Genomic DNA, 22,739 nt, shown 5'->3' with positions numbered 1-22,739 from the left:
GTCCACAAGCTCGAACCTGACCGGTGCTTCGTCCGTCACTCCCGTTCCTCCTGCTTCGGATCGGCCTTGCTGTCGCGCGCCAGGCGCTCGACGGCCAAGATTTCCTTGAACCATTGCCTGGTCGGCTTGGCGAAAAAACCACCCCAACGTCCGTTGGGAGGGACGTCGTCCTTGACGCCGCTCATGGCAGTCACCTGAGCTCCATCCCCGATCTTGACGTGATTGTTGATGCCCACCTTCGCTCCCAGCGCCACGTTGTCGCCGAGGGTGAGGCTGCCGGCAAGACCGATCTGGGCTGCCAGCAGGCAGTGCCGGCCAATGGTCACATTGTGGCCGATCTGGACCTGATTGTCGATTTTGGTCCCCTCGCCGATCACGGTGTCGCGCAAGGACCCACGATCAATGGTGGTGCCGGCGCCGACCTCCACGTTGTTCTGGATCAGCACGCGGCCGGTCTGAGGCACCTTCAGGTGGCCCTCGGGGCCGAAGAAGATGAAGCCGTAGCCGTCCTGGCCGATCGAGCAGCCTGGGTGGATCAGCACGTCGTTGCCGATCAGCGCGCACTGGATGGCGGTGCGTGCGCCGACATTGCAGTCCCGGCCGATCTTGACGCCCGGGCCGATCACGGCCCCCACGCCGACCACCGTGCCGCTGCCGATCTCCACGTCAGGGCCGATCACGGCCAGGGCATCGACGACCACGCCGTCCTCGAGCCTGGCCGTGGGGTCGATGATCGCCGACGGTGCGATGCCGTCGTTGCCGGTCCAGGATTGCGGCCGGAGCGCGTCGCCATGCCACTCCCGCGCGATCCTGACGAAGGCGCGAAACGGCTGTGGCGCCCGCAGCACGGTGACATGCGCGGGCACCCGGGCCTCGAAGCGCGGGCTCACCAGGCAAGCACCGGCCTTGGTCGCCTTGAGCTCATCGGCATATTTGAGATTGTCGAAGAACGTCAGGTGCATCGGGCCGGCTTCGTCGAGCGAAGCAAGACCCCTGATGATTTGGCCGCCCCTGGCGGGATCGACCAGCTCCGCCTTGGTCAGCGTGGCTATATCAGCCAGCGCTGAGGCGGGCGGCTGTGTGAAGAAGGTCGGCTGCGCCATTCCACCCCGTCGCGGTCCGGCTTCGGCATGAAGCGGCCAAGCCGCATCATGCCTGATCTCCTGGATTGGCACGATCCCTTTCGGAAACCGGCTCCGTAGTCCGGATCGTGCCGTGCTGTTCGAATTAGAACGAGGTGCCGCCGCCGAACCGGAACTCCTGCGTACGGTCGTTCTTGCCCTTGGTCAGCGGCACGGCGTAGTCGAAGCGCAGCGGACCGAACGGCGAGGCCCAGATCAAGCCGACACCGACCGACGACCGGACGGCATTGCCGTTGTCATACACCAGGCCGGTGCAGGTTCCAGCCGAGGCTGGATTGACGGTCGACGGCGTGCAGCTCGAATTCTTGGTCGTGGTCATTTCGTTGGTCACTGACCACGTCGTCGGGCCCTGATAGTCGAACAGTCCGCCGGCGTCGGCATAGACGGCGCCCTTCAGACCCACTTCCTTCGGCAGGAACCAGAACGGCATCTGCAATTCGAGCGAAGCACCCCAATATTTGGTGCCGCCAAGCGCGTCCTGCGTACCGAAGGGATTCAAATCGCGCGGTCCGATGCCGTTCGGGGCAAAGCCGCGGACGAGGTTCGGGCCCATCTGGAAGTGGTCGAGCATGCGCAGATCGCTGCCCATCTTGTTCAGCATGCCGCCCTGCAACCGGACCAGGCCGACGATGTCCGAGACGAGCGGAGTGTAGTACTTCGCATCGACAACCGACTTCAGGTAGGAGACGTCGCCGCCGACACCGGCGAAGTCCTGCCGGAAATCGACCAGGAGACCGTCGGTGGGGTTCTTGTTGTTGTCGAGCGTGTTGTAGGTCAGCGTGTAGCCGAGCGCCGAGGTCAACGTCTTGCCGTTCGCAAGCTCCTTGCGGACCGGCAACGAGGCCTCGCCGTCGCTGTAGCAGCCGAGGCCGTTGGTCGAGGCATCCAGAGGAATACCGCTCGCCGCCGAGAAAGCCGGGCTTGGATTGAAGGCCGCCGACCCAACTACGTTGTTACAGTTCGCCAGGTACGACGGCAGCGTGATTTCCTGCCTGTAGATCGAGTAGCGCACCTGCAGCGACAGATCTTCACGCAGGGAGAAGCCGAGGCGCGGCGAGAAGCCGAGCGTCTTGGTGCCGTAGGAGATGTAGCTGTTGGACCTCTGCTCGCGCTGATAGAGGTCGAGACCCAGCGCGACCCGGTAGTCGAGCAGATAGGGCTCGACGAATGACAGCGAGTAGCCGCGGGCATACTGGCCGTAGGTCACCGCCGCCTTGGCGAACAGGCCGCGGCCGAGCAAATTGCGTTCGGAGACCGAGACTTCGGCCAGCGCGCCGTCGGTGGTGGAATAACCACCCGAGACCGAGAAGTCGCCGGTCGATTTCTCTTCCATGTCCACGAGCAGGATCACGCGGTCGCTCGACGAGCCGGGCTCCGTCGTGATCTTCACGCTCTTGAAATAGTCGAGGTTCTTCAAGCGGCGCTCGGCACGGTCGACCAGCGCGCGGTTGTAGGCATCGCCCTCGGAGACGTCGAACTCGCGACGGATCACGTAGTCGCGCGTGCGGGTGTTGCCGCGCAGGTTGATGCGCTCGATATAGGTGCGCGGACCCTCGTCGATGTTGAACACGACCGACACGGTGTGCGCCTCGAAGTTGCGGTCGCCGCCGGGACGGACCACGGCGAAGGCATAACCGCGCCGCGAGGCTTCGATCTGCATCTCCTCGACCGATTTCTCGACCGATTCGACGTTGTAGAGCGAACCGACATTGACGCGCGAATAGTTGCGCATCGAGGTGGCATCGAAGTTCGGAATGCTGGAGCGGAAGTCGATCGAGCCGACCCGGTATTGCGAGCCTTCCTCGATCTTGAAGGTGACGTTGAAGCCCTTCTTCTCCGGATCGTATTCGGTGAGCGCGGCGACGACCTGGACGTCGGCGAAACCGTTCTTGAGATAGAAGCGGCGGATCAGGTCGCGGTCGGCCTCGACCCGATCGGGATCGTAGATGTCGCTGCTGGCGAGGAAGCTCAGCAGGTTCGATTCGTGCGTCTTGATGACGTCGCGCAGGCGGTACGACGAGTACGCGTTGTTGCCGACGAACTCGATCGACTTGACGCCGGTCTTGGCGCCCTCCTCGACCGTGAAGATGAGATCGACGCGGTTGTTCGGCTGCTCGATGACTTCAGGCGTGACGCGGACGTCGTAGCGGCCGGAACGGCGATAGATTTCGGCGATTCGCAGCGTGTCGGACTGCACCATGGCGCGGGAGAAGGTGCCGCGCGCCTTGGACTGGACTTCACCGGTGAGCTGCTCGTCCTTGATCTTCTTGTTGCCCTCGAAGGCAATGCGGCCGATCACCGGGTTTTCCACCACGGAGACGACGATCTGGCCACCGGCGCCCCGGTTGATCCTGACGTCCTGGAACAGGCCGGTCTCGATCAACGCCTTGAGGCCGTCGTCGATGGCACCCTGATCGAGGCGACCGCCGGGACCGGGCTTGAAGTAGGAGCGGATCGTCTCCACCTCGACCCGGCGATTTCCTTCGACGGAAATCGACTGCACGGTCTGAGCAAGCGCAGACGAAGACACAAAGGCAGCCCCAACCGGGGCAAGCACCGGCGCGCCGAACATGATCAGGGTTGCGAGCAAGCCCCCCCGGAGTCGCAGTCCAAACTTCATTGCGCAACGCGCCCTTATCATTCCGTACCAGACCCAACCCCAACGCCGGTCTGGAGATTCCCCAAGTTCAAGCCGCTTGTAGACAATTTCACCGACGCCGCAAACGGTCGAGCGCGCCGTAATTTCATTTTCATTCCAAGACGTTGCCCAAGAGCAACGCCCGGGCAACGCCACAAAAAAGCCCCTATCAGGATGCGGCCATCCGCAGGATGTCGTTATAGGTCGCAAACACCATCAACATCAGCACCAAGCCCAGCCCGATTCGGAACCCCATCTCCTGAGTCCGCTCGGACAGGGGCCGGCCACGGGCAACCTCCGCCGCATAGAACATAAGGTGACCGCCATCGAGCAGCGGGATCGGGAACAGATTCAGCAGGCCGATCGACACCGATAGCACCGCGCAGAGGTTGATCACGAACTGGAACCCGGCGCTGGCCGCCTGCCCCGACATCTTGGCAATGCCGAGCACGCCGCTGACCTCGTTCGGATTGCCGTTCCCGACGAACAACGAGCCCAGGAACTTGAAGGTGCTGGTGATGATGAACCAGACCTGCTCAACCCCGATCTTGAGCGCTTCGCCGACACCGACCGGCGACGTCGAGGCTTCACCGGCCTGGGACTTGTGCTCGACGCCGAGCACGCCGAGACGGTGGCTGTTGCCGAACGGATCCTTGCGCTCGAGCAGCGCCGGCGTCGCGGTCAGCGACACGATGGCGCCGTCGCGCTTGACCTCGAAGGCAAGCGGCGAACCGGCATTCATCGCAACCATGCGCTGCATGTCGGCAAAGCTCTCGATCGGCTTGCCGTCGATCTGGACGACGACGTCGCCGATCTTGAAGCCGGCTGCCGCCGCAGCGCCGTCGGCGACGACACCGTCGACGCGCGCGATCGTGCTCGGCTTGCCGTAATACAGCGCCATGCCGGCGAAGATCAGCGCTCCCAGGATGAAATTGGCGATCGGTCCAGCGGCAACGATGGCGGCGCGCGGGCCGACCTTCTTGTGATGGAAGCTGCCGGCGCGCTCCTCGGCCGTCATGGCCGCAAGCTTCTCGGATGACGGGGTCGAAGCCTCGCTCTCGTCGCCGAAGAACTTGACGTAGCCGCCGAGCGGGATCGCCGAGATCTTCCAGCGGGTGCCATGGCGATCGTTGAAGCCGACCAGCTCAGGTCCGAAACCGAGCGAAAAAGTTAACACGCGAACGCCCGCCCAGCGCGCGACCAGGAAATGGCCGAGCTCATGGAAGAACACGACGATGGTCAGGACGAACAAGAAGGGAACCGCGTAGCCGAGGAGCCCATGGCTCAACGTATTGAAACTATGGACGAAAAAGTCGATCATCGAATTCCCTCATCCAGCGCCGCAAGGCCCTGGCCCCGAACCATCTAGGATGCCTTTAAGGCAATTTGAGGCAATAGGGCGGCAGCCCTATTTCGCGCAACATGGTCAACAGCGATTGCATCGTCCGCTGACGTCAGCGGGGCCTGGTTCCCGCTCCGGATCCAGTCGTCCAGCGTCGCCTCCACCAGCCGGGCAATCGCGCCAAACCGGATCTTGCCCGCGATGAAGGCAGCGACCGCGACCTCGTTGGCGGCGTTGTAGACGGTGGTCGCCCCCTTCCCGGTCCGGAGCGAATCGAAGGCCAGCCGCAGCCCGGGGAAGCGCTCGAAATCCGGCGCCTCGAAGGTCAATTGGCCGATCTTGGCCAGATCGAGCTTGGCGGCCGGACCCTTGATGCGGTCGGGCCAGCCGAGGCAATGCGCGATCGGCGTGCGCATGTCGGGTGCGCCGAGCTGTGCCACGACTGAGCGATCGGAGAACTCGACCATGCCGTGGATGATCGACTGCGGATGAACGAGGACGTCGATCTCGTCGGGCGAGAGCGCAAACAGATAGGAGGCCTCGATCACCTCGAGCCCCTTGTTCATCATCGAGGCGGAATCGATCGTGATCTTCTGGCCCATGCTCCAGTTCGGATGCTTCAGCGCTTGCGCGAGTGTCGCCTGCTCGATGTCGGCAGGCTTCCAGGTCCGGAACGGGCCGCCGGAGGCCGTGATGATGACACGGACGAGCTCGTCGCGATTGCCCGAGGCGAGCGCCTGGAACAGCGCGTTATGCTCGGAATCCGCGGGCAGGATACAGGCGCCCGCTTTCGCCGCGCGCTGCATGAAGAAATCACCGGCGCAGACGAGACATTCCTTGTTGGCGAGCGCGACATGCGCGCCGCGATCGACCGCCGCCAGTGCCGGCTTCAGTCCGGCGGCGCCACTCACGGCGGCCATCACCCAATCGGCCGGACGCGCGCCGGCCTCGATCACCGCGCTTTCGCCGGCGCCGCATTCGGTGCCGGTGCCCGCGAGCGCAGCCTTGAGCTCGGCAAATTTGGAAGTGTCGGCGATCGCGACGTAGCGCGCGGAAAACTCTTTCGCGAGCTTTGCCAGCGCGTCGACATTGCTGTTCGCCGTCAGCGCCTCGACACGGTAGCGCTCGGGAGAGGCGCGCAGCAGATCCATCGTGCTGTCGCCGATCGAGCCGGTGGCGCCGAGAACCGTGACGCTGCGGACGGTCGATGCCGCAGCCTTGTTGTTACGCAATGGAACCGCGCTCATATCTTCACCAAACCATAAGACCGCTTCCGGCGCTATGCACACCATGGCGGAGGAAGCCGATAATCCATGCCACCAGGATGGCAGCGACAAAACCGTCCAGACGGTCCAATAGCCCGCCGTGGCCGGGAATTAAGTGACTGGAATCCTTGACATCGAAGCGCCGCTTGACCGCGGATTCGAACAGATCGCCGCAGGCCGACACGACCGACAGGACCGCGCTGACGAGCAGCAATGGAACTATCTTTCCAAGCCCGCAAGCGGCAAAGCCGACCGCGACCAAAAGGCTCGCGGCAAAGCCGCCGAGCGCGCCCGACCAGGTCTTCTTCGGGCTGACGCGCGGCCACAGCTTCGGTCCGCCGATGCCGCGGCCGGCGAAATAGCCGCCGATATCGGTCGCCCACACCACGAGCAGCACGAACATCAGCGCGGCGAAGCCGTTCACGAGATCCTTCCGCAGCAGGATCGAGGCGAGTAGCGCCGCCGACGCATAGGCGAATCCGGAGCCAGCCCACACGAACTTGCCCCGCGCGATCACCGTCACGACCGCGCCGCCAATCAGGCCGGTGATGATTGCGGTTTTGAGCGCGCCGAAGGCAACGCACAAGCCCATCGTGGCGATGACGATCGTCCCCGCCCCGGTCAGCGCGGTCGAGCCTGCGCCCACCACCATCAGCCATTCCGCGAACAGTCCGATCGACACCAGGGTGACGAGCAGCGCCCACAGCCAGCCGCCGGCATAAGCGAGCGCAATGGCGAGCGGCGCCAGCACCAGCGCTGCGAGGATTCGCATCACGAGATTGCTCGGGGCAGGCTGAGAGCCGGCCGGTGCGGAGTCGGGGTCGCTCACGAGGCGGTTTTCGCGACCAGGCCGCCGAAACGGCGCTCGCGCCTGGCAAATTCGGCGATTGCGCCTTCCAGCGCCGCCTTGTCGAAATCGGGCCAGTGGATCGGCACGAAGACAAGCTCGCTATAGGCGGCCTGCCACATCAGGAAGTTGGACAGCCGCTGCTCGCCACTGGTGCGGATGATGAGATCGGGATCGGGAATGTCGGGTGCGTCGAGATGCGCTCCCAGGGTCTCGGCATCGATCGTCTCAGGATTGCGCCGGCCCTCGGCGACCTCGCGCGCGAGCTTCTGCGCCGCCTTCGCGATCTCCTGGCGGGAGCCGTAATTGAAGGCGACGACGAGCGTGAGGCGGGTGTTCTCGCGCGTCAGTTCCTCCGCCTCATTGAGAAGTGCGCAGATGTCGCCCTCCAGCCCGTCCCGCTCGCCGATGATGCGTACCTTGACGCCGTCGCGATGCAGGCTTGCCAGATCGTTGCGGATGAAGCGGCGCAACAGGCCGAACAGATCGCCGATCTCGCTCGCCGGGCGCGACCAGTTTTCCGAGCTGAAGGAGAAGATGGTGAGATAGCGGATGCCAAGCTCATGCGACGCGCGAACCACGCGGCGCAGGGCCTCCACGCCGCGACGATGGCCTTCCGCCCGTGGCAAGCCGCGCGCGGCCGCCCAACGTCCGTTGCCATCCATGATGATGGCGACATGCGCAGGCGCATCGGACCGATCGGGTCCTTCCGTTGCGGGCGCGGCGGCGTTGGACATGAGGCTGCCTTAAAGCATGATCCGGAGGAGTGCGAAGCGGCTTTCCGAAAAGATCATGCGCGAACAATAACCTAAAGCGCGATCCAGCGCGCTTTAAACGGTGAGGATTTCTTTTTCCTTGGCGGCCAGCAACTGGTCGATCTCGGAGATCGTGCCGTCGGTCGCCTTCTGCACGTCGTCGGCGTGGCGCTTCTGATCGTCCTCGGACATCTCGTGATTCTTCTCGAGCTTCTTGAGGACGTCGAGACCGTCGCGGCGGACATGGCGCGCGGCGACCTTGGCGGCTTCCGCGTATTTGTGCGCGACCTTGACGAGCTCCTTGCGACGCTCCTCATTGAGCTCGGGGATGCGCAGCCGCAGCACCTGGCCTTCGGTCGCCGGCGACAGGCCGAGATTGGAATCGACGATCGCCTTCTCCACCGCCTTGACCATCGACTTGTCCCAGACCTGCACCGAGATCAGGCGCGGCTCCGGCACGCTGACGGTGGCGAGCTGGTTCAGCGGCATGTGGCTGCCATAGGCGTCGACCTGCACCGGATCGAGCATCGAGGCTGAGGCGCGACCGGTGCGCAGGCCGCCAAGCTCGTGCTTGAGCGACTGGATCGCGCCCTGCATGCGGCGTTTGACTTCGTTGAGATCGAAATTATCCGTGGCCATCACGTTTCTCCTTAAAAATCCCGGCGACCTCTCCGCGCCCTTCCCTCGAGGGCGCCACGACAAGCCGTCAGCCGGCGACAATGGTTCCGTGGCCGCCGCCACGCAGTACAGCGCCGATCGAACCCGGCTCCGCGATCGAGAACACAATGATAGGCAGCGACGTCTCGCGGGCAAGCGCGAAGGCGGTCGCATCCATCACCTTGTAGCCGCCCTCGATCGCCTGCGAATGGGTCAGACGGTCGAATCGCGTCGCCGTCGGGTCTTTCTTCGGGTCGGCCGAGTAGACACCGTCGACATTGGTCGCCTTCAGCACCGCCTGGGCGCCGATCTCGGCTGCGCGCAGCACCGCGGTCGTGTCGGTGGTGAAGAACGGATTACCGGTTCCGCCGCCGAGCAGCACGATCCGACCCTCGGCGAGGTATTTGTGTGCCGCGGTGCGGGTGAACAGCTCGGAAATTTCGGGCATGACGAAGGCCGACAGCGTGCGCGCAGGCGTGCCCTTGCGCTCGATCGTGGCTTCGAGCGCGAGACAGTTCATCATCGTGGCGAGCATGCCCATGGTGTCGCCGGTCGGGCGCGACACCCCGCGCGAGGAGACCTCGACGCCGCGAAAGAGGTTGCCGCCGCCGATCACGACGGCGACTTCGGTGCCGAGATGGCGGGCTGCGATCAGATCGTCGGCGACCCGGTCGATGGTCGGCTGATCAATGCCAAAACCCTGCGGTCCCGCGAGATATTCGCCGGACAGCTTGATCACGACGCGACGATAGACCGGATCAGTCATGAGCACTTTCCTTGTCCGGGCGCCGCTTCCGGCGGCACGCCGGAAGGAACGTTCCGGCGCTTACTTCTTGCCGCTGGCGGCCGCGACCTCGGCCGCGAAGTCGCTTTCCTGCTTCTCGATTCCCTCACCGAGAGCATAGCGCACAAAGCCCGCGATCTTCACCGCGCCGCCGACCTTGCCTTCGGCTTCCTTCACCGCCTGCGCCACCGACTTGCCGGTGTCGTGGATGAAGGCCTGCTCGAGCAGGCAGACTTCCTTGTAATAGGTCTTCAGGCCCGACTCGACGATCTTCTCGATCACGTTCTCGGGCTTGCCCTGCTGGCGATATTTATCGGCGAGCACGTCCTTCTCGCGCTTGACGACCGCCGGATCGAGACCGGACGGATCGAGCGCCAACGGGTTGGCGGCCGCGACATGCATCGCGATCTGGCGGCCAAGCGTTGCGAGCTCGTCCGCTTTGCCCGGCGATTCCAGCGCCACGATCACGCCCATCTTGCCGGCGCCCTCGACGACGGCGCCGTGGACGTAGCTCGACACCACGCCCTGGCTGACTTCGAGCGAAGCTGCGCGGCGCAGCGTCATGTTCTCGCCGATGGTGGCGATCGCGTCATTGATCGCAGTTTCGATCGTGACGTCGCCGACCTTGGCGGCCTTGATCTTCTCGACATCGGCGCCGACGTTGAATGCGACCTGGGCGATCATCTTGACGAGGCCCTGAAACTGGCCGTTGCGCGCGACGAAATCGGTCTCGGAATTGACCTCGACCACGACGCCCTTGTTGCCCTTGATGAGGGCTCCGATCAGACCCTCGGCGGCGACGCGGCCCGACTTCTTGGCGGCCTTCGACAGGCCCTTCTTGCGCAGCCAATCCTGCGCCGCTTCCATGTTGCCGTCGTTTTCGGTCAGCGCGGCCTTGCAGTCCATCATGCCTGCGCCGGTCGACTCGCGCAGGTCCTTGACCATCGCAGCTGTGATCGTTGCCATCGTTCAAAATCCTTTTTGCCTGCCGGTTTGCCGCGGCGCGGCCAGATCGCCTCGCCGCGGTCCATCTCAGGAATTCGCGTCAACTGAAATGGTGGCCGGAGCTTGTCCGGCCAACCCATCGCTCTTTTTGACTATTCCGCTTCCGCGGTCAGCGCCTTGGCCTTGGCCACCCAGGCGTCCGCGCGGCTCGGCAGGCCGACTTCTTCGCCGATCTTGTGCGCGGTGTCGTGATCGAGCTCGGCCAGCTGCCAGAAGTGGAAGATGCCGAGGTCGTTGAACTTCTTCTCGATCGCGCCCGACACGCCCGGGAGCTTCTTGAGGTCGTCGGAGGTGCCGCGCGGACCGGCGAGGCCCTGGAAGCCGCTCGTGGCGGCCGGCAGCTCTTCTGCGACCGGCCGAACCGAAGCGCCGACGTCGATGCCGGAATCGCCCTGGGCGCGCGAAATACCGTCAATCGCTGCACGCGCGATCAGATCGCAATAGAGCGCAATCGCGCGGCCGGCGTCGTCATTTCCCGGCACCACATAGGTGATGCCCTTCGGATCCGAATTGGTGTCGACGATCGCCGCGACCGGGATGTTGAGCCGCTGGGCTTCCTGGATCGCGATGTCTTCCTTGTTGGTGTCGATCACGAAGATCAGGTCGGGCAGACCGCCCATGTCCTTGATGCCGCCGAGCGAGCGGTCGAGCTTGTCACGCTCGCGCTGAAGCGTCAGGCGCTCCTTCTTGGTGTAGGAGGAGGCATCGCCGCCGGCGAGCACGTCGTCGAGATGACGCAGGCGCTTGATCGAGCCCGAGATCGTCTTCCAGTTGGTCAGCGTGCCGCCGAGCCAGCGCGAATTGACGAAGTACTGAGCGCAGCGCTTGGCTGCGTCGGCAACGCCGTCCTGCGCCTGGCGCTTGGTGCCGACGAACAGGATGCGGCCGCCCTTGGCGACGGTGTCGCTGACCGCCTGCAGGGCGTTGTGCAGCAACGGCACGGTCTGCGCGAGGTCGACGATGTGGATGTTGTTGCGAGCGCCGAAAATGAACGGCGCCATTTTCGGATTCCAGCGGTGAGACTGGTGACCAAAGTGCACGCCGGCTTCGAGGAGCTGACGCATAGTGAAATCGGGTAGTGCCATCGTTCTAATTCTCCGGTTGGTTCCTCCGGAAGCGTGTGAGCAGGACAGAGCGTTGTCGCCCCGGCTGCCACCGGACGGCCTTGTGAGCCATGCTTCCGTGTGAGATGGCGCGGTGTATAGCGCGATTTCGACCAGAAGCAAGGAAATAAGGGCCTTTCGGGGCGGCTTTCGCCCGCGAGAGGCCCCCTTCCGTAAAGACCACGCTGCGGCCTAGCCCCTGCCTAGCATCTGGGCTGGTTCGGCGGGCACTTCTTTGCCGCCGGCGGCGGAGCCGGAGGACGCGGTGGGGGTGCTGCCGGGCGCGGCGGCGGTGGTGGCGCGACGGCCATTCGGGGCGGCGGAGGTGGCGCCGGCCGGGCGACCGGCGGCGGCGGCGCGGGTCGCGCCATTGGCGGCGGCGCCGGCCGAGCGACCGCCACGGGCGGAGCCGCCCGTGGCGGTGGCGGCGGCGCAATACGCGGCGGAGGCGGCGGCGCCGGCCGGGCCACGGCCTGAGGCCGCGGTGGTGGTGCCGCCGGCCGGGCAGCCTGGGCGGGAGCAGCGGTCGGCTGATGCTGCGGCCGGATTGGCTCCCGCGCCGCCGAGGGCGGCGGCATGACCGGTCGTCCAACTGGGCCAGGAGGCGGAGGCGTGCGGGCAGCCGGCGGCGAACCAGCTCGCTCGCGGGTCGCGGACTTGCCATGGTCCCCAGGCCCGGTCCCGGGCGGGGTCTGGGCCACCGGCGGCTTCGGCAGTTGGCCGGGGACAGCGGCCGGGTTTGTCGCCGTGGGCGCAGTCGCCGACGCGCCGGTCGGCGCACCGGGATGGGCTGGCGGCGTGGTGCCGGGAGCAGCAGTGGTCGGCGCCCCCGCAGGCGCTCCCGAATGGTTCGGCAGCGGCGCACCGGGTGCAGTGGCCGTGGGCAACCCGGGTTTACCGCCCGGCAGTGGCCCGGCTCCCGCTGGCGGGACAGGTGGACCGCCATGGGTGCCGGGAACCGGCAGCGTGTTAGCTTGGGGCAGCTTGGCCGGTGGCGTGGCAGATGGAATGGCAGATGGAGTGGGAGATGGCGTACCGGTCGGCGCGACATTGGCGGGCGTCGTCGGAAGCGTTCCTGGCCTCGCCGTCGGCCGCATCGTCGCGCTCGGCGGCATCGGCGCCTTGCCCTGCTGAATCAGGGCGGCGCGCTGCACGACCGCCTGCGGCATGGCTGGACTAGCCGGATTGGTGCGCCCGGCAATGGTCGGCGTGAGATTGCCCGGTCCCGCTCCGGTACCCGCACCCGCCGCCGCCGGCGGTGCCGGCGGCTGGTTGATCACCGTGTTGATGACCGTCCTATTATGGATGTTCTGATAGATGATGTTGTTCGGCGGCGGTGCAACATAGATTGGCGGCCTGACGAACACAGGAATCGGCACGAACATCGGCTGCGGCAGCACGAACAGGCCGATCACCGGCATCGGCGGTGACAGCACGACGAAATCCGGCGGCGGCGGCGGCAGATAGTAGACCGGCGGCGGCGGTGGCGGCGCGAAGCCAAAATCCGGATCGCTGAAATACAGCACCGGACGGTCGACATAGACCACCTCCTCCGGCGGCGGTGGCGGCACGTCGTAGTCGATCATCGCGAAGCTCGGCGGCGGCTCGGCCGGCGCGGTGAGAATCGCCAGGCGCCGGCGCGCATCTGCCGCATGCGGACCGCGCGAATAGCGACGCAGATACGACCAATAGGCTTCCGGCGTGTCGGTGCGATAGGTTCGCCGCCAGGTGATGGCCTCACGGCGCGCCGCGACGATCGCCATCACGCGCTTCGACAGCGGGTCGCCGGGATAGGCGGTGAGAAACTCTTCATAGGCCGGCAGCGTGTCGCGCGTGAGCGCGGCGGCATAGGCATCCTGCACGCCGAGATCGCGGATCGGCTTGTTGCGTCTCGCGGCGACCTGGTCGGGTCCGGCCTCCGGCGGCGGCGCGTCGGGCCCGCGCTCGAAGAACGAGAATTGGGCGGAAATCTTCTGCTCGTTCCAGGGCACTTGCGCGCCCTTGCTGGCCTCGTTGACGCGCAGGCGAACGCGGTCGAACACCTCGGGCAGCGGCAGGCCGCCGGTGCGGATCATCTCCGCCAGCGACTGCGCATAGATGCCGTAAGGTCCGGGCTCCTCGGGCGCCACCGTGCCGGGCGCGGCATTGAACGCGATCAGCATGTTGGCGTCGGGCTCGACCAGCGCAAGTCCGCTCGCGATCTGCTGGCCGCCCTCCACGAAGGGCTGCGCCCGCGCAGCGTCGAGCACGATGATGTTGGCCTTGAGCGGAACGGAAGCCAGCTGGCGGAGATAGTCGCCGATACGCAGGCCTTCGGTCGGAATGTCGGTGTCGCGGGTGATGTTGGAGTCCACCGGGATGAAATAGTTCTCACCCGCAAGCTGCACGCCATAGCCGGCGAGATAGACCATCGCGACGGTGCCCGGGCCTGAGGCCTGCGCCTTCTGGATGAAATCGCGAAAGCTCTTGCGCAGCGTGTCGCCGTCGAGGTCGCGGGCGCCGACGACGTCGAAGCCCGCCGCCTGCAGCGTCTGCGCGATCAGGCCGGCATCGTTTGCCGTCGTCGCCAGCGGCGACTTGGCATAGGCGCCGTTGCCGACCACGAGCGCGATACGCTTTTCCTGCTGCTGCGCACGCGCCGGATCCGGCGCGCCCGCGGCAAGGACCGCGATCGGCAGGAGAAGGCAAATGAAGGCTCTGAGCGTCCCACGCATGGCTTGCTTGCCCGTTTTTGTTGTTGAGGTGCCGCCACGCATCAGACGCGCGGCCGGCTGAATGGCACTTGAACGAAAGGCTTCCAAATAACGAAGGCTTGGATTGAGGCGGCGGCATGGCCACCCCGCTCCGGTGTCAGCTCCGCGTAAGTGACGCGGCGACGCACCGGCGCCAGGCGAAGTCAGCCGGTTCAGCCCTGCGCAATCAGGTCGACCGTTCCCGTCGTGAGCCGATAGATGCCGCCGACGACCTTCAGCTTGCCCTGCTCCACCGCCGCATTGAGGATCGGCGTTGCCGATTTCAGCTTCGAGACGTTGTCGATGACGTTCTGCCGGATCGCCTTGTCGAGGACGTCCCCACCCTGCTGCATCGCAGCCTTGGCGGCGGGCGCGATCGCATCGACCAGCGAGGGAATATGGCCCGGCGGCGGCTTGTTGTCCTTGATCGCCTTCAGCGTCGCGTCGACCGCGCCGCAAGCGTCATGGCCGAGCACGAGGATCAGCGGCGTATTCAGCACGGCCACCGCGTATTCCATGCTGGCGACAGTTTCGGTGCCGGCGAAATTTCCTGCGACGCGGCAAACGAACAGATCGCCGCGGCCGGTATCGAAGGCATATTCCGGCGAGATGCGCGAATCGGCACAGCTCAGCACGGCCGCGAACGGATTCTGTCCGCCGACCAACACCTCGCGCTCGTGCTTGAAATCGTGCCGCCGCGACACGCCGTCGACATAGCGCGCATTCCCTTCCGTCAGGCGCTTCAATGATGCGTCGGGCGACAGCACGTTCTGCGGCTTGGGCGGCGTTTTCGTCTCCTTGGCGAAGGCCCTGCCGGACAGGGCGAGGCCGAGCGCCGAGGCACCCAACAACATCGCGGAGCGTCGCGACGGCGCGATCCTCTCATGTGGGAATTCATTGCACTTGTCGCACATGTCACGTTCCCTCCCGGCGCGATGGACGAACGGCCTCACGGCGATCATAGCCGCAACGCTGTGACGACACCACAAATGACGGTGCGCGCGGGACCGAATTCGCGCGGGGCTATTCCGCCAACCGAAGCTCTGCGATCGTCGTCCGGGCGGCCGGTTCATCCAAAGGCAGGAAATCCAGCGGCCCCTGGTTTTTATAGCCGGACGTCATCGCAAGCGTGAGACCCCAGCCCAGCACCCCAGTGCTCGCATTCGCGATCATGGCGCTCTTGCGCTGACTGAAGCGCGCTACGAAGAACACGGTCTGGCCCGACTGAGCCGAGAAGTCCACGCGCGTGACACCGAGCGCCGCCTCCTCTGCTACGAACTGGTGCTGGCCTGCCGGGCGATCGACATAGACATATGTCCCGGTCTTCAGGCCCTTGATCGGCGTACCGTCGAGGGAAAATTCCCAGTCCGGATCGCCGATGCCGCCGAAGCCTTTCTCGCGAAACACGACGACGCGGGCCTGCCCGGCTTTCGGCGGACCCAGCTTTCGTACCGTCTCCGAATATCCGAGCCCGCTCCTCGCCGTCTCACAGCCGCACAGCAGTGCCGCAGCCACGAGCAATACCAGCCCACGCAATAGCATCACGCCCCCAGATTTTCCCCGAGCGCATGCTAACGGAAAACAGCGACAGGTTGCAACAGGGCCGCAGCATCCCCCGCGCAAAACATGCAGCCGCCTGCAACACGGTGCGTGTTGCTAGAGCTGCTGCACGTCCACCACGCCGGCGACCGCCTTGATGGCGCCGGCGATCTGCGGCGAGACCTTGAAGCGGCCGGGCAGCTTCATCTCGACCTCGGTCTCGAGGTCGAGCATCATGACCAGCGAGACCTCGCCGTCGCCGTTGGAGCGGGGCGCGATGCCCGGACTGCCGACCTTCGGCGCGGCGCCGTTCGAAGCGGCCATGTCGGGACCGGCGAGACGCTTGGCGATCGATTCCAGCGGCTTGGTGTCGCGCACGAAGATGCGCAGGCCCTTCTGGGTCTTGGCCGCGGCCTCGTCCAGCGGCTCGGCGTGGAGCACGCGCGCGCGGACGTCCTCGCCCTGGAGCTCGGCGCCGAGCTGGAGCAGCACCGCGGCGCCCGGTTCCAGCACGTCTCGATATTGCGCAAGGCCTTCGGAGAACAGCACCGCCTCGAAGTGACCCGTGGGATCAGAGAGCCCCATGATGCCCATCTTGTTGCCGGTCTTGGTGCGCCGCTCCATGCGCGACACCACGGTGGCCGCGACCTTGCCTGCCGTGGCGCCGGTCTTCACCGCGCGCGAGAACTCGGCCCAGGACTGTACGCGCAGCCGCTTCAGCACGGTGGCGTAATCGTCGAGCGGATGTCCCGACAGGAAGAAGCCGATCGCATCATATTCGCGGCGCAATCGCTCGGCCGGCAACCAGGGCTCGATCTGCGGCAGCATGATGGTCGGCGCGTCGGCCGAGCTGCCGAACATGTCGTTCTGGCCGATGGTTGCAGCTTCGTTCGCCCGCTGGCACGCCGCGAGAATCGAATCGGCGCCGGCGAAGACCCGCGCCCGGTTCGGCTCCAGCGTGTCGAAGGCGCCCGCGGCGGCCAGGCTTTCGATGATGCGCTTGTTGATCGCGCGCGGCGACACCCGCGCGGCAAAGTCGGCGAGCGAGGTGAACAACCCGTTTTTGGTCCGCTCCGCGATGATCTGCTCGACGGCCGCGATGCCGACGCCCTTCAGCGCCGCGAGCGCGTAGTAGATGGTCTTGTCGCCGACCTCGAAAGTCGCGCCGGAACGGTTGACGTTGGGCGGCTCGACCTTGATGCCGAGGCGCTGCGCCTCGGCGCGGAATTCGGAGAGCTTGTCGGTATTGTTGAGATCGAGCGTCATCGACGCCGCGATGAACTCCACCGGGTAATGCGCTTTCATGTAGGCGGTGTGGTAGGACACCAGCGCATAGGCCGCCGCGTGGCTCTTGTTGAAGCCGTAGTCGGCGAATTTCGCCAGCAGCTCGAAGATGGTGTCGGCCTGCCCCTTTGGCACGCCGTTCTTCACCGCACCGGCGACGAAGATCTCGCGCTGCTTCTCCATCTCGGCGCGGATCTTCTTGCCCATGGCGCGGCGCAACAGGTCGGCGTCACCGAGCGAATAGCCCGACATCACCTGCGCGATCTGCATCACCTGTTCCTGGTAGATGATGACGCCGAAGGTCTCCTTGAGAATCGGCTCCAGCACGGGGTGGAGATATTCCGGCTCCTCGTCGCCGTGCTTGCGCGCGCAATAGGTCGGGATGTTCGCCATCGGACCCGGTCGATAGAGTGCGACCAGCGCAATGATGTCCTCGAAACGGTCGGGGCGCATGTCGACCAGCGCGCGCCGCATGCCCTGGCTTTCAACCTGGAACACGCCGACCACCTCGCCGCGCGCCAGCATCTGGTAGCTTTCGGCATCGTCGATCGGCAGCGTCGCGAGATCGACATGGATGTCGCGCGGCTTGAGCAGTTTGCACGCGACGTCGAGCACGGTCAGCGTCTTCAGGCCGAGGAAGTCGAATTTCACGAGGCCGGCCGGCTCGACCCATTTCATGTTGAACTGGGTCACCGGCATGTCGGATTTGGGATCGCGATACATCGGCACGAGTTCGCTCAGCGGCCGATCGCCGATCACGATGCCGGCCGCATGCGTCGAGGCGTGGCGCGTCAGGCCTTCGAGGCGCTGCGCGATGTCGAAGGCGCGCGCCACCACCGGGTCCTCGTCGCGGAATGCCTGCAGCTTCGGCTCGCTCTCGATCGCGGCCGCAAGCGTCACCGGCGCGGCCGGATTTTGCGGCACGAGTTTTGTGAGCTTGTCGACCTGGCCATAGGGCATCTGCAGCACGCGGCCGACGTCGCGGAGCACGCCGCGCGCCTGCAGCGTACCGAAGGTGATGATCTGCGCGACCTGGTCGCGACCGTAGCGCTCCTGGACGTACCTGATCACCTCGCCGCGGCGGTCCTGGCAGAAGTCGATGTCGAAGTCCGGCATCGAGACGCGTTCCGGATTGAGGAAGCGCTCGAACAGCAGGCCGAACTTGATCGGGTCGAGGTCGGTGATGGTCAGCGCCCACGCAACCAGCGAGCCTGCGCCGGAGCCGCGGCCCGGCCCGACCGGAATGCCCTGGCCCTTTGCCCATTTGATGAAGTCGGAGACGATCAGGAAGTAGCCCGCGTATTTCATGCGCATGATGACGTCGAGCTCGAACGCAAGCCGCGCGTTGTAATCTTCTTCCGTCGTGCCTTGCGACAGCCCGTGCACGCGCAGGCGGTTGGCGAGCCCCTCCTCTGCCTGCCGCTTCAATTCGGCCGCCTCGACCGAGGCGGCATCGGAGCTTGCGGCAGCGCCGACCGTGAAGAACGGCAGGATCGGCTTGCGCGTCATCGGCCGGAACGAGCAGCGCTCGGCGATCTCCACCGTCGAGGCCAGCGCCTCCGGAATGTCGGCGAACAGCACTGCCATCTCGGCGCGGGTCTTGAAGCGGTGATCGGGCGTAAGCTGCTCGCGCTCGGTCTCCGCGATCAGCCGCCCGCCGGCGATGCAGAGCAGCGCGTCATGGGCTTCGTAATCGTCGCTCGCAGCGAAATACGGCTCGTTGGTCGCGACCAGCGGCAGGCCCTTGGTGTAAGCGATGTCGATCAGGCTGCTTTCGACCCGCCGCTCCTTCTCGATGTTGTGGCGCTGCAATTCGATGTAGAGGCGGTCTCCGAACAGGCTGGCGAGACGCTCGCAGCGCGCCGCCGCGAGCTCGGTATAACCACCGGCAAGCGCCAGCGAGATCGGCCCGTCCGGACCGCCCGTCAGCGCGATCAGGCCTTCGGTCTCGCCTTCGAGCCAGTCGAACTTGATGTGGGGAGCATGAGTGTCGGGCGTCTCCATGAACGCGCGCGAGTTCAGCCGCATCAGGCTGCGATAGCCGCGCTCCTGCGCGGCCAGCAGCACCACGCGCGAGGGCAGCAGCACGTTGCGCGCAGTGGGATCCTGGTCGCCGAACTCGATCGCGATCTCGCAGCCCACGATCGGCTGGATACCGGAGCCCGCCATCTTGTCGGAGAACTCCAGCGCACCGAACATGTTGTCGGTGTCAGTCAGCGCCAACGCCGGCTGATGGTCCTTCTTGGCCAGCTCGGCGAGCTTGGCGATCTTGATCGAGCCCTTGAGCAGCGAATAGGCCGAGTGAACGTGAAGGTGGACAAATCCGGCGCTCGGCATGGTCGCGTGACGGCCTCTTGCAGATGAGATGGAGCGGTCGCCGGCACCGGAGGCATCCTGCACTCGCCTGGCCGACTCGCCTCACAATGGTGGGGCGTCACGCTGCCAGAGTCCACGCCGGAGCGGCCGATCAGTCGCGTCGTCCTGCTTTTCCCCAACCTGGCCCGCGCCTAGAGCTGCGGGAGCACCTGGGCCCAGATCGCGATCATCCCGACAAACAGCGCGATCGAGGCCAGCGCGGCGGCTTCTTCGACGAAAATCCTGAACATGGCTTGCTCCATGGCGAGAACGTATGAAGAACATTGTTCTCATTTCGTTCTTGGGAGTCAAGCCATCTTCGCCATCTCGAAACCGAATGGTTAACCCGCTGAAATTGAACAACAAAAAAGCCCCGGCCGATGGCCGGGGCTTTCGCCGACCGCTCGAAGTCGAGCGATCGGTATCAGGCTTTTACTCAGTAACGGCCGAGGCTCGGGCCGCCGAACTTGTAGTTCAGGCGGACGAGGCCCATGTCGACGTCCTGACGGATGCGGTCGGTCGAGGGCACCAGCGCGAAGGTGACGTTCTTGTCCTGCAGGAAGATGTGGTTGTACTCGACGCCAACCGACCAGTTCGGCGCGAAGCCGTACTCGAGGCCTGCACCGATCGTACCACCCCAGCGGGTCTGGTCTGCCGACGAGAGCAGCGCGCCGCCAATGGTCGAGACTTCATACTTGCTGCCGACGACAGCCGCACCGCCCTTGGCGTAAAGGAGGACGTTGTTCCAGGCGTAGCCGATCTGACCGGTGATCAGACCGAACGAGTCGATCTTCGAGCGGTTGCGCGTCGCGAACAGCGCGCTGACGTTGTCGCCCGAGAAGTCAGCCCAGTTGCCCTGACCTTCGATGCCGAACACCCACTGGCCCGACTGCATGCGGTAGCCGATCTGACCGCCGACCGTGCCGCCGGTCGCATCGTGCGAACCCTCGCGGCCACCGCCGACGAGATCCCAGGTCGAGTGGGCGGAACCGCCGCCGCCGTTGACGCCGATGTAGAAGCCGCTCCAGTCGTAGATCGCGGCAACCATCGCCGGCGCCTTGGTGTAGGGCCGCGCAGCGAGGTCAGCAGCCACCGCCGGTGCAGCCGCGCCGAGCGCGACAAGGCTCACAGCAGCAAGCAACAGATTCTTGTTCATTTGATTCCCGTTCCAGTTTCGTCGTTAGGCCCCCGGGCCGTGGCGTCGTCATAACAGCGCTCGACGGAATTGCTGTAACCTCGACGCCACAGTCCGCGCCAAAGGATCGCGCTTCATTAATGAAGATTTACCGGCGCGTGCGGGAAACCCTTTGAAACAAGTGTTTTCATGAGTTCCACCGTCGGCTACACGACATCTGCAGCACGTGCGCGTGACAACGTCGCGCGCACGTTCGCGTGATTGGAGAATTGAATGCGCAGACGAATTCCTCTCCCCATTGTCGCCACATTTTCGCTCGTACTCGCCACATTTGCGCTCACGCTCGGCGCAAGCACACCTGCACACGCGTTCGGGACCCACCATGCCTTCTGCCTGACCGGCGATGAATGGCCGGGGCTGAGCAATTGCACGTTCGATACTTACGCGCAGTGCCAGGCGAGTTCATCGGGCCGCGCCCTCACCTGCATCGCGAACCCGTATTTCGCAGGCCAGAGCGACGATCCCTATGCATATCAGAACAGGCCGCGCGCCCAGGTGCCGGGTTATTCACCCGGTTACTACGTGCCGCGCTGAGATGGGCCGCGCTCGCCCGATTGTAGCGGACGAGCAATCAAGAAGCACGGTGTTCGCGTCGTGGCTCACAAATTTGGGACGCTGATATGCGGCCTGCCCTGCGTTGAGATTGCAGCGTTGACGCCGACCGATCCGGGTTTAACTACGACAGACAAATCTTGCAGGGGTGGCGACGTTCGCTGGGCTGGTTCCCGTTAACGCCACCATTGCAGGACATATGACGACATCGAAGCAAGCGACATCGCAGCAAGCGACCTCGCCCCGCGCGACCGCGGCATCCACGCCCCCTCATCTCGCCATCGTCCTGTTCTCGCTCGCGATGGGTGGCTTTGCGATCGGAACCACCGAATTCGCATCGATGAGCCTGTTGCCGTTTTTCGCCGCCGACCTCGGGGTCGACGAGCCGACCGCGGGACACGCGATCAGCGTCTACGCGCTCGGCGTCGTGCTGGGCGCGCCGCTGATCGCCGTGCTCGGCGCACGGTTGGCGCGGCGCGCGCAGCTATTGATCTTGATGGCCGTGTTCGCGCTCGGCAATGCCCTCACTGCGCTGGCGCCGGGCTTTGGCTCGATGATCGCGGCGCGTTTTCTCTCGGGATTGCCGCATGGCGCCTATTTCGGCATCGCCGCGCTGGTCGCAGCCTCGCTGGTCCCTCAACATCGTCGCTCGCAGGCGATCGGCCAGGTGATGCTGGGCCTGACCGGCGCCACCATCGTCGGTGTGCCCCTGGCCAATCTGATTGGGCAGGCGATCGGCTGGCGCGCGAGCTTCGGCCTCGTGTCGGTGCTGGCGTTGCTCACGGTGCTGCTGTGCGCCTTGTTCGCGCCGCGCGACAAGGCTGGCCGGTCCGATCCGCTGCGAGAGCTCGGCGCGCTGCGAAGCGGCCGCGTCTGGATCACGCTGGCAATCGGCGCCATCGGCTTCGGCGGCATGTTCGCCGTCTACACTTATCTCGCGACGACGCTGATCGAGGTGACCAAGGTCAGCCCCGCGCTCATACCAGTTTTTCTGGCCGTGTTTGGCATCGGCGCGACGCTCGGCAATCTGTTCGTGCCGCGCTTTGCTGACCGCGCGCTGATGCCGACGGCGGGAGGCATCCTGCTGTTCTCAGCGGTCGCCCTCTCAGTGTTTCCGCTCGCCGCCGGCAATCCCTGGGCGCTGGCGGCAGACGTCTTCGCCATCGGCGCCGGCGTCTCGCTCGGAGCCATCCTCCAGACGCGGCTGATGGACGTCGCCGGCGACGCGCAGGCGCTCGCCGCCGCACTCAACCATTCGGCGTTCAACACCGCCAATGCGCTCGGCCCGTTCCTCGGCGGCATCGCCATTCGCGAGGGGCTGGGCTGGACCTCCACGGGCCCCGTTGGCGCCGCGCTGGCGGTTCTGGGTTTCCTGATCTGGATCGTCGCCTATCGCGACGCCAGATCTGTTCCGGTCGATATCAGCTCAGGAAGCAAGACCGCCCCATCGGAGAATCCTCCGGCGAGACGTGCACCGCCGCTGGCGCCGGATGATCGAAGCCGTTCGGATGCTGCCCGAGATCCGGTGGCTTGAGGACGCCTCC

General features: G+C 65.3%; 17 protein-coding genes. 2 read left to right on the top strand and 15 right to left on the bottom strand.

Annotation, left to right across the window (positions count from 1 at the left end; translation table 11 throughout):
- Window positions 1-35: 35 nt before the first annotated feature.
- The 15 genes from lpxD to AC0L3J_RS25305 form a co-directional block, all read right to left on the bottom strand.
- Window positions 36-1,103, bottom strand: a complete 1,068-nt coding sequence (lpxD, locus tag AC0L3J_RS25375) for a UDP-3-O-(3-hydroxymyristoyl)glucosamine N-acyltransferase (RefSeq protein ID WP_473348680.1) — start codon at window positions 1,101-1,103, stop codon at window positions 36-38.
- 124 nt (window positions 1,104-1,227) lie between these two features.
- Complete coding sequence (gene bamA / locus AC0L3J_RS25370; RefSeq protein WP_473289252.1) at window positions 1,228-3,762, bottom strand: outer membrane protein assembly factor BamA; 2,535 nt, start codon at window positions 3,760-3,762, stop codon at window positions 1,228-1,230.
- A 187-nt stretch (window positions 3,763-3,949) separates the two neighbouring features.
- Window positions 3,950-5,101 carry an RIP metalloprotease RseP gene (gene rseP / locus AC0L3J_RS25365; RefSeq protein WP_473348679.1) on the bottom strand — a complete coding sequence of 384 codons (1,152 nt, stop codon included), beginning with the start codon at window positions 5,099-5,101 and terminating at the stop codon, window positions 3,950-3,952.
- A gap of 44 nt (window positions 5,102-5,145) precedes the next feature.
- Window positions 5,146-6,369: a 1-deoxy-D-xylulose-5-phosphate reductoisomerase gene (dxr, locus tag AC0L3J_RS25360; protein ID WP_473348678.1), complete on the bottom strand. Its 1,224-nt coding sequence runs from the start codon at window positions 6,367-6,369 to the stop codon at window positions 5,146-5,148.
- Window positions 6,370-6,373: 4 nt separating this feature from the next.
- Window positions 6,374-7,216 (bottom strand): phosphatidate cytidylyltransferase, encoded by an 843-nt coding sequence (locus AC0L3J_RS25355; protein WP_473348677.1) that lies wholly within the window; start codon window positions 7,214-7,216, stop codon window positions 6,374-6,376.
- A complete protein-coding gene (locus AC0L3J_RS25350) occupies window positions 7,213-7,971 on the bottom strand; it encodes an isoprenyl transferase (RefSeq protein ID WP_473348676.1) in 759 nt (252 codons plus the stop codon). Before AC0L3J_RS25350 ends, AC0L3J_RS25355 begins: the two co-directional genes overlap by 4 nt.
- Window positions 7,972-8,064: 93 nt before the next feature.
- Window positions 8,065-8,628, bottom strand: coding sequence for a ribosome recycling factor (gene frr, locus AC0L3J_RS25345; RefSeq protein ID WP_027518196.1), 564 nt, complete (start codon window positions 8,626-8,628; stop codon window positions 8,065-8,067).
- A 67-nt stretch (window positions 8,629-8,695) separates the two neighbouring features.
- Window positions 8,696-9,412 (bottom strand): UMP kinase, encoded by a 717-nt coding sequence (gene pyrH / locus AC0L3J_RS25340; protein ID WP_018455040.1) that lies wholly within the window; start codon window positions 9,410-9,412, stop codon window positions 8,696-8,698.
- A gap of 60 nt (window positions 9,413-9,472) precedes the next feature.
- Window positions 9,473-10,396: a translation elongation factor Ts gene (gene tsf / locus AC0L3J_RS25335; RefSeq protein ID WP_106944997.1), complete on the bottom strand. Its 924-nt coding sequence runs from the start codon at window positions 10,394-10,396 to the stop codon at window positions 9,473-9,475.
- Window positions 10,397-10,527: 131 nt separating this feature from the next.
- The gene (locus tag AC0L3J_RS25330; RefSeq protein WP_007610895.1) at window positions 10,528-11,520 is read right to left on the bottom strand and encodes a 30S ribosomal protein S2; all 993 of its coding nucleotides are present in this window, start codon (window positions 11,518-11,520) and stop codon (window positions 10,528-10,530) included.
- Between the two features lie 221 nt (window positions 11,521-11,741).
- Window positions 11,742-14,252 carry a caspase family protein gene (locus tag AC0L3J_RS25325; protein WP_473348675.1) on the bottom strand — a complete coding sequence of 837 codons (2,511 nt, stop codon included), beginning with the start codon at window positions 14,250-14,252 and terminating at the stop codon, window positions 11,742-11,744.
- 191 nt (window positions 14,253-14,443) lie between these two features.
- Complete coding sequence (locus tag AC0L3J_RS25320; protein WP_473348674.1) at window positions 14,444-15,184, bottom strand: carbonic anhydrase; 741 nt, start codon at window positions 15,182-15,184, stop codon at window positions 14,444-14,446.
- A gap of 109 nt (window positions 15,185-15,293) precedes the next feature.
- Window positions 15,294-15,812 (bottom strand): hypothetical protein, encoded by a 519-nt coding sequence (locus tag AC0L3J_RS25315; protein WP_027518200.1) that lies wholly within the window; start codon window positions 15,810-15,812, stop codon window positions 15,294-15,296.
- A gap of 114 nt (window positions 15,813-15,926) precedes the next feature.
- On the bottom strand, window positions 15,927-19,430 hold the full coding sequence (gene dnaE, locus AC0L3J_RS25310; protein WP_473348685.1) for a DNA polymerase III subunit alpha: 3,504 nt from the start codon (window positions 19,428-19,430) through the stop codon (window positions 15,927-15,929).
- 454 nt (window positions 19,431-19,884) lie between these two features.
- Complete coding sequence (locus AC0L3J_RS25305; protein ID WP_473348673.1) at window positions 19,885-20,604, bottom strand: outer membrane protein; 720 nt, start codon at window positions 20,602-20,604, stop codon at window positions 19,885-19,887.
- Window positions 20,605-20,856: 252 nt separating this feature from the next.
- On the opposite strand from AC0L3J_RS25305, the gene AC0L3J_RS25300 reads away from it, so the two are divergent.
- Together AC0L3J_RS25300 and AC0L3J_RS25295 are read left to right on the top strand one after the other, a co-directional pair.
- Window positions 20,857-21,177, top strand: a complete 321-nt coding sequence (locus AC0L3J_RS25300; RefSeq protein ID WP_473348672.1) for a DUF3551 domain-containing protein — start codon at window positions 20,857-20,859, stop codon at window positions 21,175-21,177.
- 217 nt (window positions 21,178-21,394) lie between these two features.
- Window positions 21,395-22,729, top strand: a complete 1,335-nt coding sequence (locus AC0L3J_RS25295; RefSeq protein WP_473289268.1) for an MFS transporter — start codon at window positions 21,395-21,397, stop codon at window positions 22,727-22,729.
- Window positions 22,730-22,739 lie beyond the last annotated feature (10 nt).

The organism is Bradyrhizobium sp. Kon37, assembly GCF_055807535.1.
The sequence above is the reverse complement of the archived record's forward strand: the minus strand, read 5'-3'. Positions and strand labels throughout refer to the sequence as shown.

Excerpts from the sequence above, each read along its gene's own strand:
- dxr (WP_473348678.1), bottom strand. The coding sequence starts at position 6,369 with ATGAGCGCGGTTCCATTGCGTAACAACAAGGCTGCGGCATCGACCGTC.
- dnaE (WP_473348685.1), bottom strand. The coding sequence starts at position 19,430 with ATGCCGAGCGCCGGATTTGTCCACCTTCACGTTCACTCGGCCTATTCG.
- AC0L3J_RS25330 (WP_007610895.1), bottom strand. The coding sequence starts at position 11,520 with ATGGCACTACCCGATTTCACTATGCGTCAGCTCCTCGAAGCCGGCGTG.
- AC0L3J_RS25320 (WP_473348674.1), bottom strand. The coding sequence starts at position 15,184 with ATGTGCGACAAGTGCAATGAATTCCCACATGAGAGGATCGCGCCGTCG.
- bamA (WP_473289252.1), bottom strand. The coding sequence starts at position 3,762 with ATGAAGTTTGGACTGCGACTCCGGGGGGGCTTGCTCGCAACCCTGATC.
- AC0L3J_RS25325 (WP_473348675.1), bottom strand. The coding sequence starts at position 14,252 with ATGCGTGGGACGCTCAGAGCCTTCATTTGCCTTCTCCTGCCGATCGCG.
- rseP (WP_473348679.1), bottom strand. The coding sequence starts at position 5,101 with ATGATCGACTTTTTCGTCCATAGTTTCAATACGTTGAGCCATGGGCTC.
- lpxD (WP_473348680.1), bottom strand. The coding sequence starts at position 1,103 with ATGGCGCAGCCGACCTTCTTCACACAGCCGCCCGCCTCAGCGCTGGCT.
- frr (WP_027518196.1), bottom strand. The coding sequence starts at position 8,628 with ATGGCCACGGATAATTTCGATCTCAACGAAGTCAAACGCCGCATGCAG.
- AC0L3J_RS25305 (WP_473348673.1), bottom strand. The coding sequence starts at position 20,604 with ATGAACAAGAATCTGTTGCTTGCTGCTGTGAGCCTTGTCGCGCTCGGC.
- AC0L3J_RS25300 (WP_473348672.1), top strand. The coding sequence starts at position 20,857 with ATGCGCAGACGAATTCCTCTCCCCATTGTCGCCACATTTTCGCTCGTA.
- AC0L3J_RS25315 (WP_027518200.1), bottom strand. The coding sequence starts at position 15,812 with ATGCTATTGCGTGGGCTGGTATTGCTCGTGGCTGCGGCACTGCTGTGC.
- pyrH (WP_018455040.1), bottom strand. The coding sequence starts at position 9,412 with ATGACTGATCCGGTCTATCGTCGCGTCGTGATCAAGCTGTCCGGCGAA.
- AC0L3J_RS25350 (WP_473348676.1), bottom strand. The coding sequence starts at position 7,971 with ATGTCCAACGCCGCCGCGCCCGCAACGGAAGGACCCGATCGGTCCGAT.
- AC0L3J_RS25295 (WP_473289268.1), top strand. The coding sequence starts at position 21,395 with ATGACGACATCGAAGCAAGCGACATCGCAGCAAGCGACCTCGCCCCGC.
- tsf (WP_106944997.1), bottom strand. The coding sequence starts at position 10,396 with ATGGCAACGATCACAGCTGCGATGGTCAAGGACCTGCGCGAGTCGACC.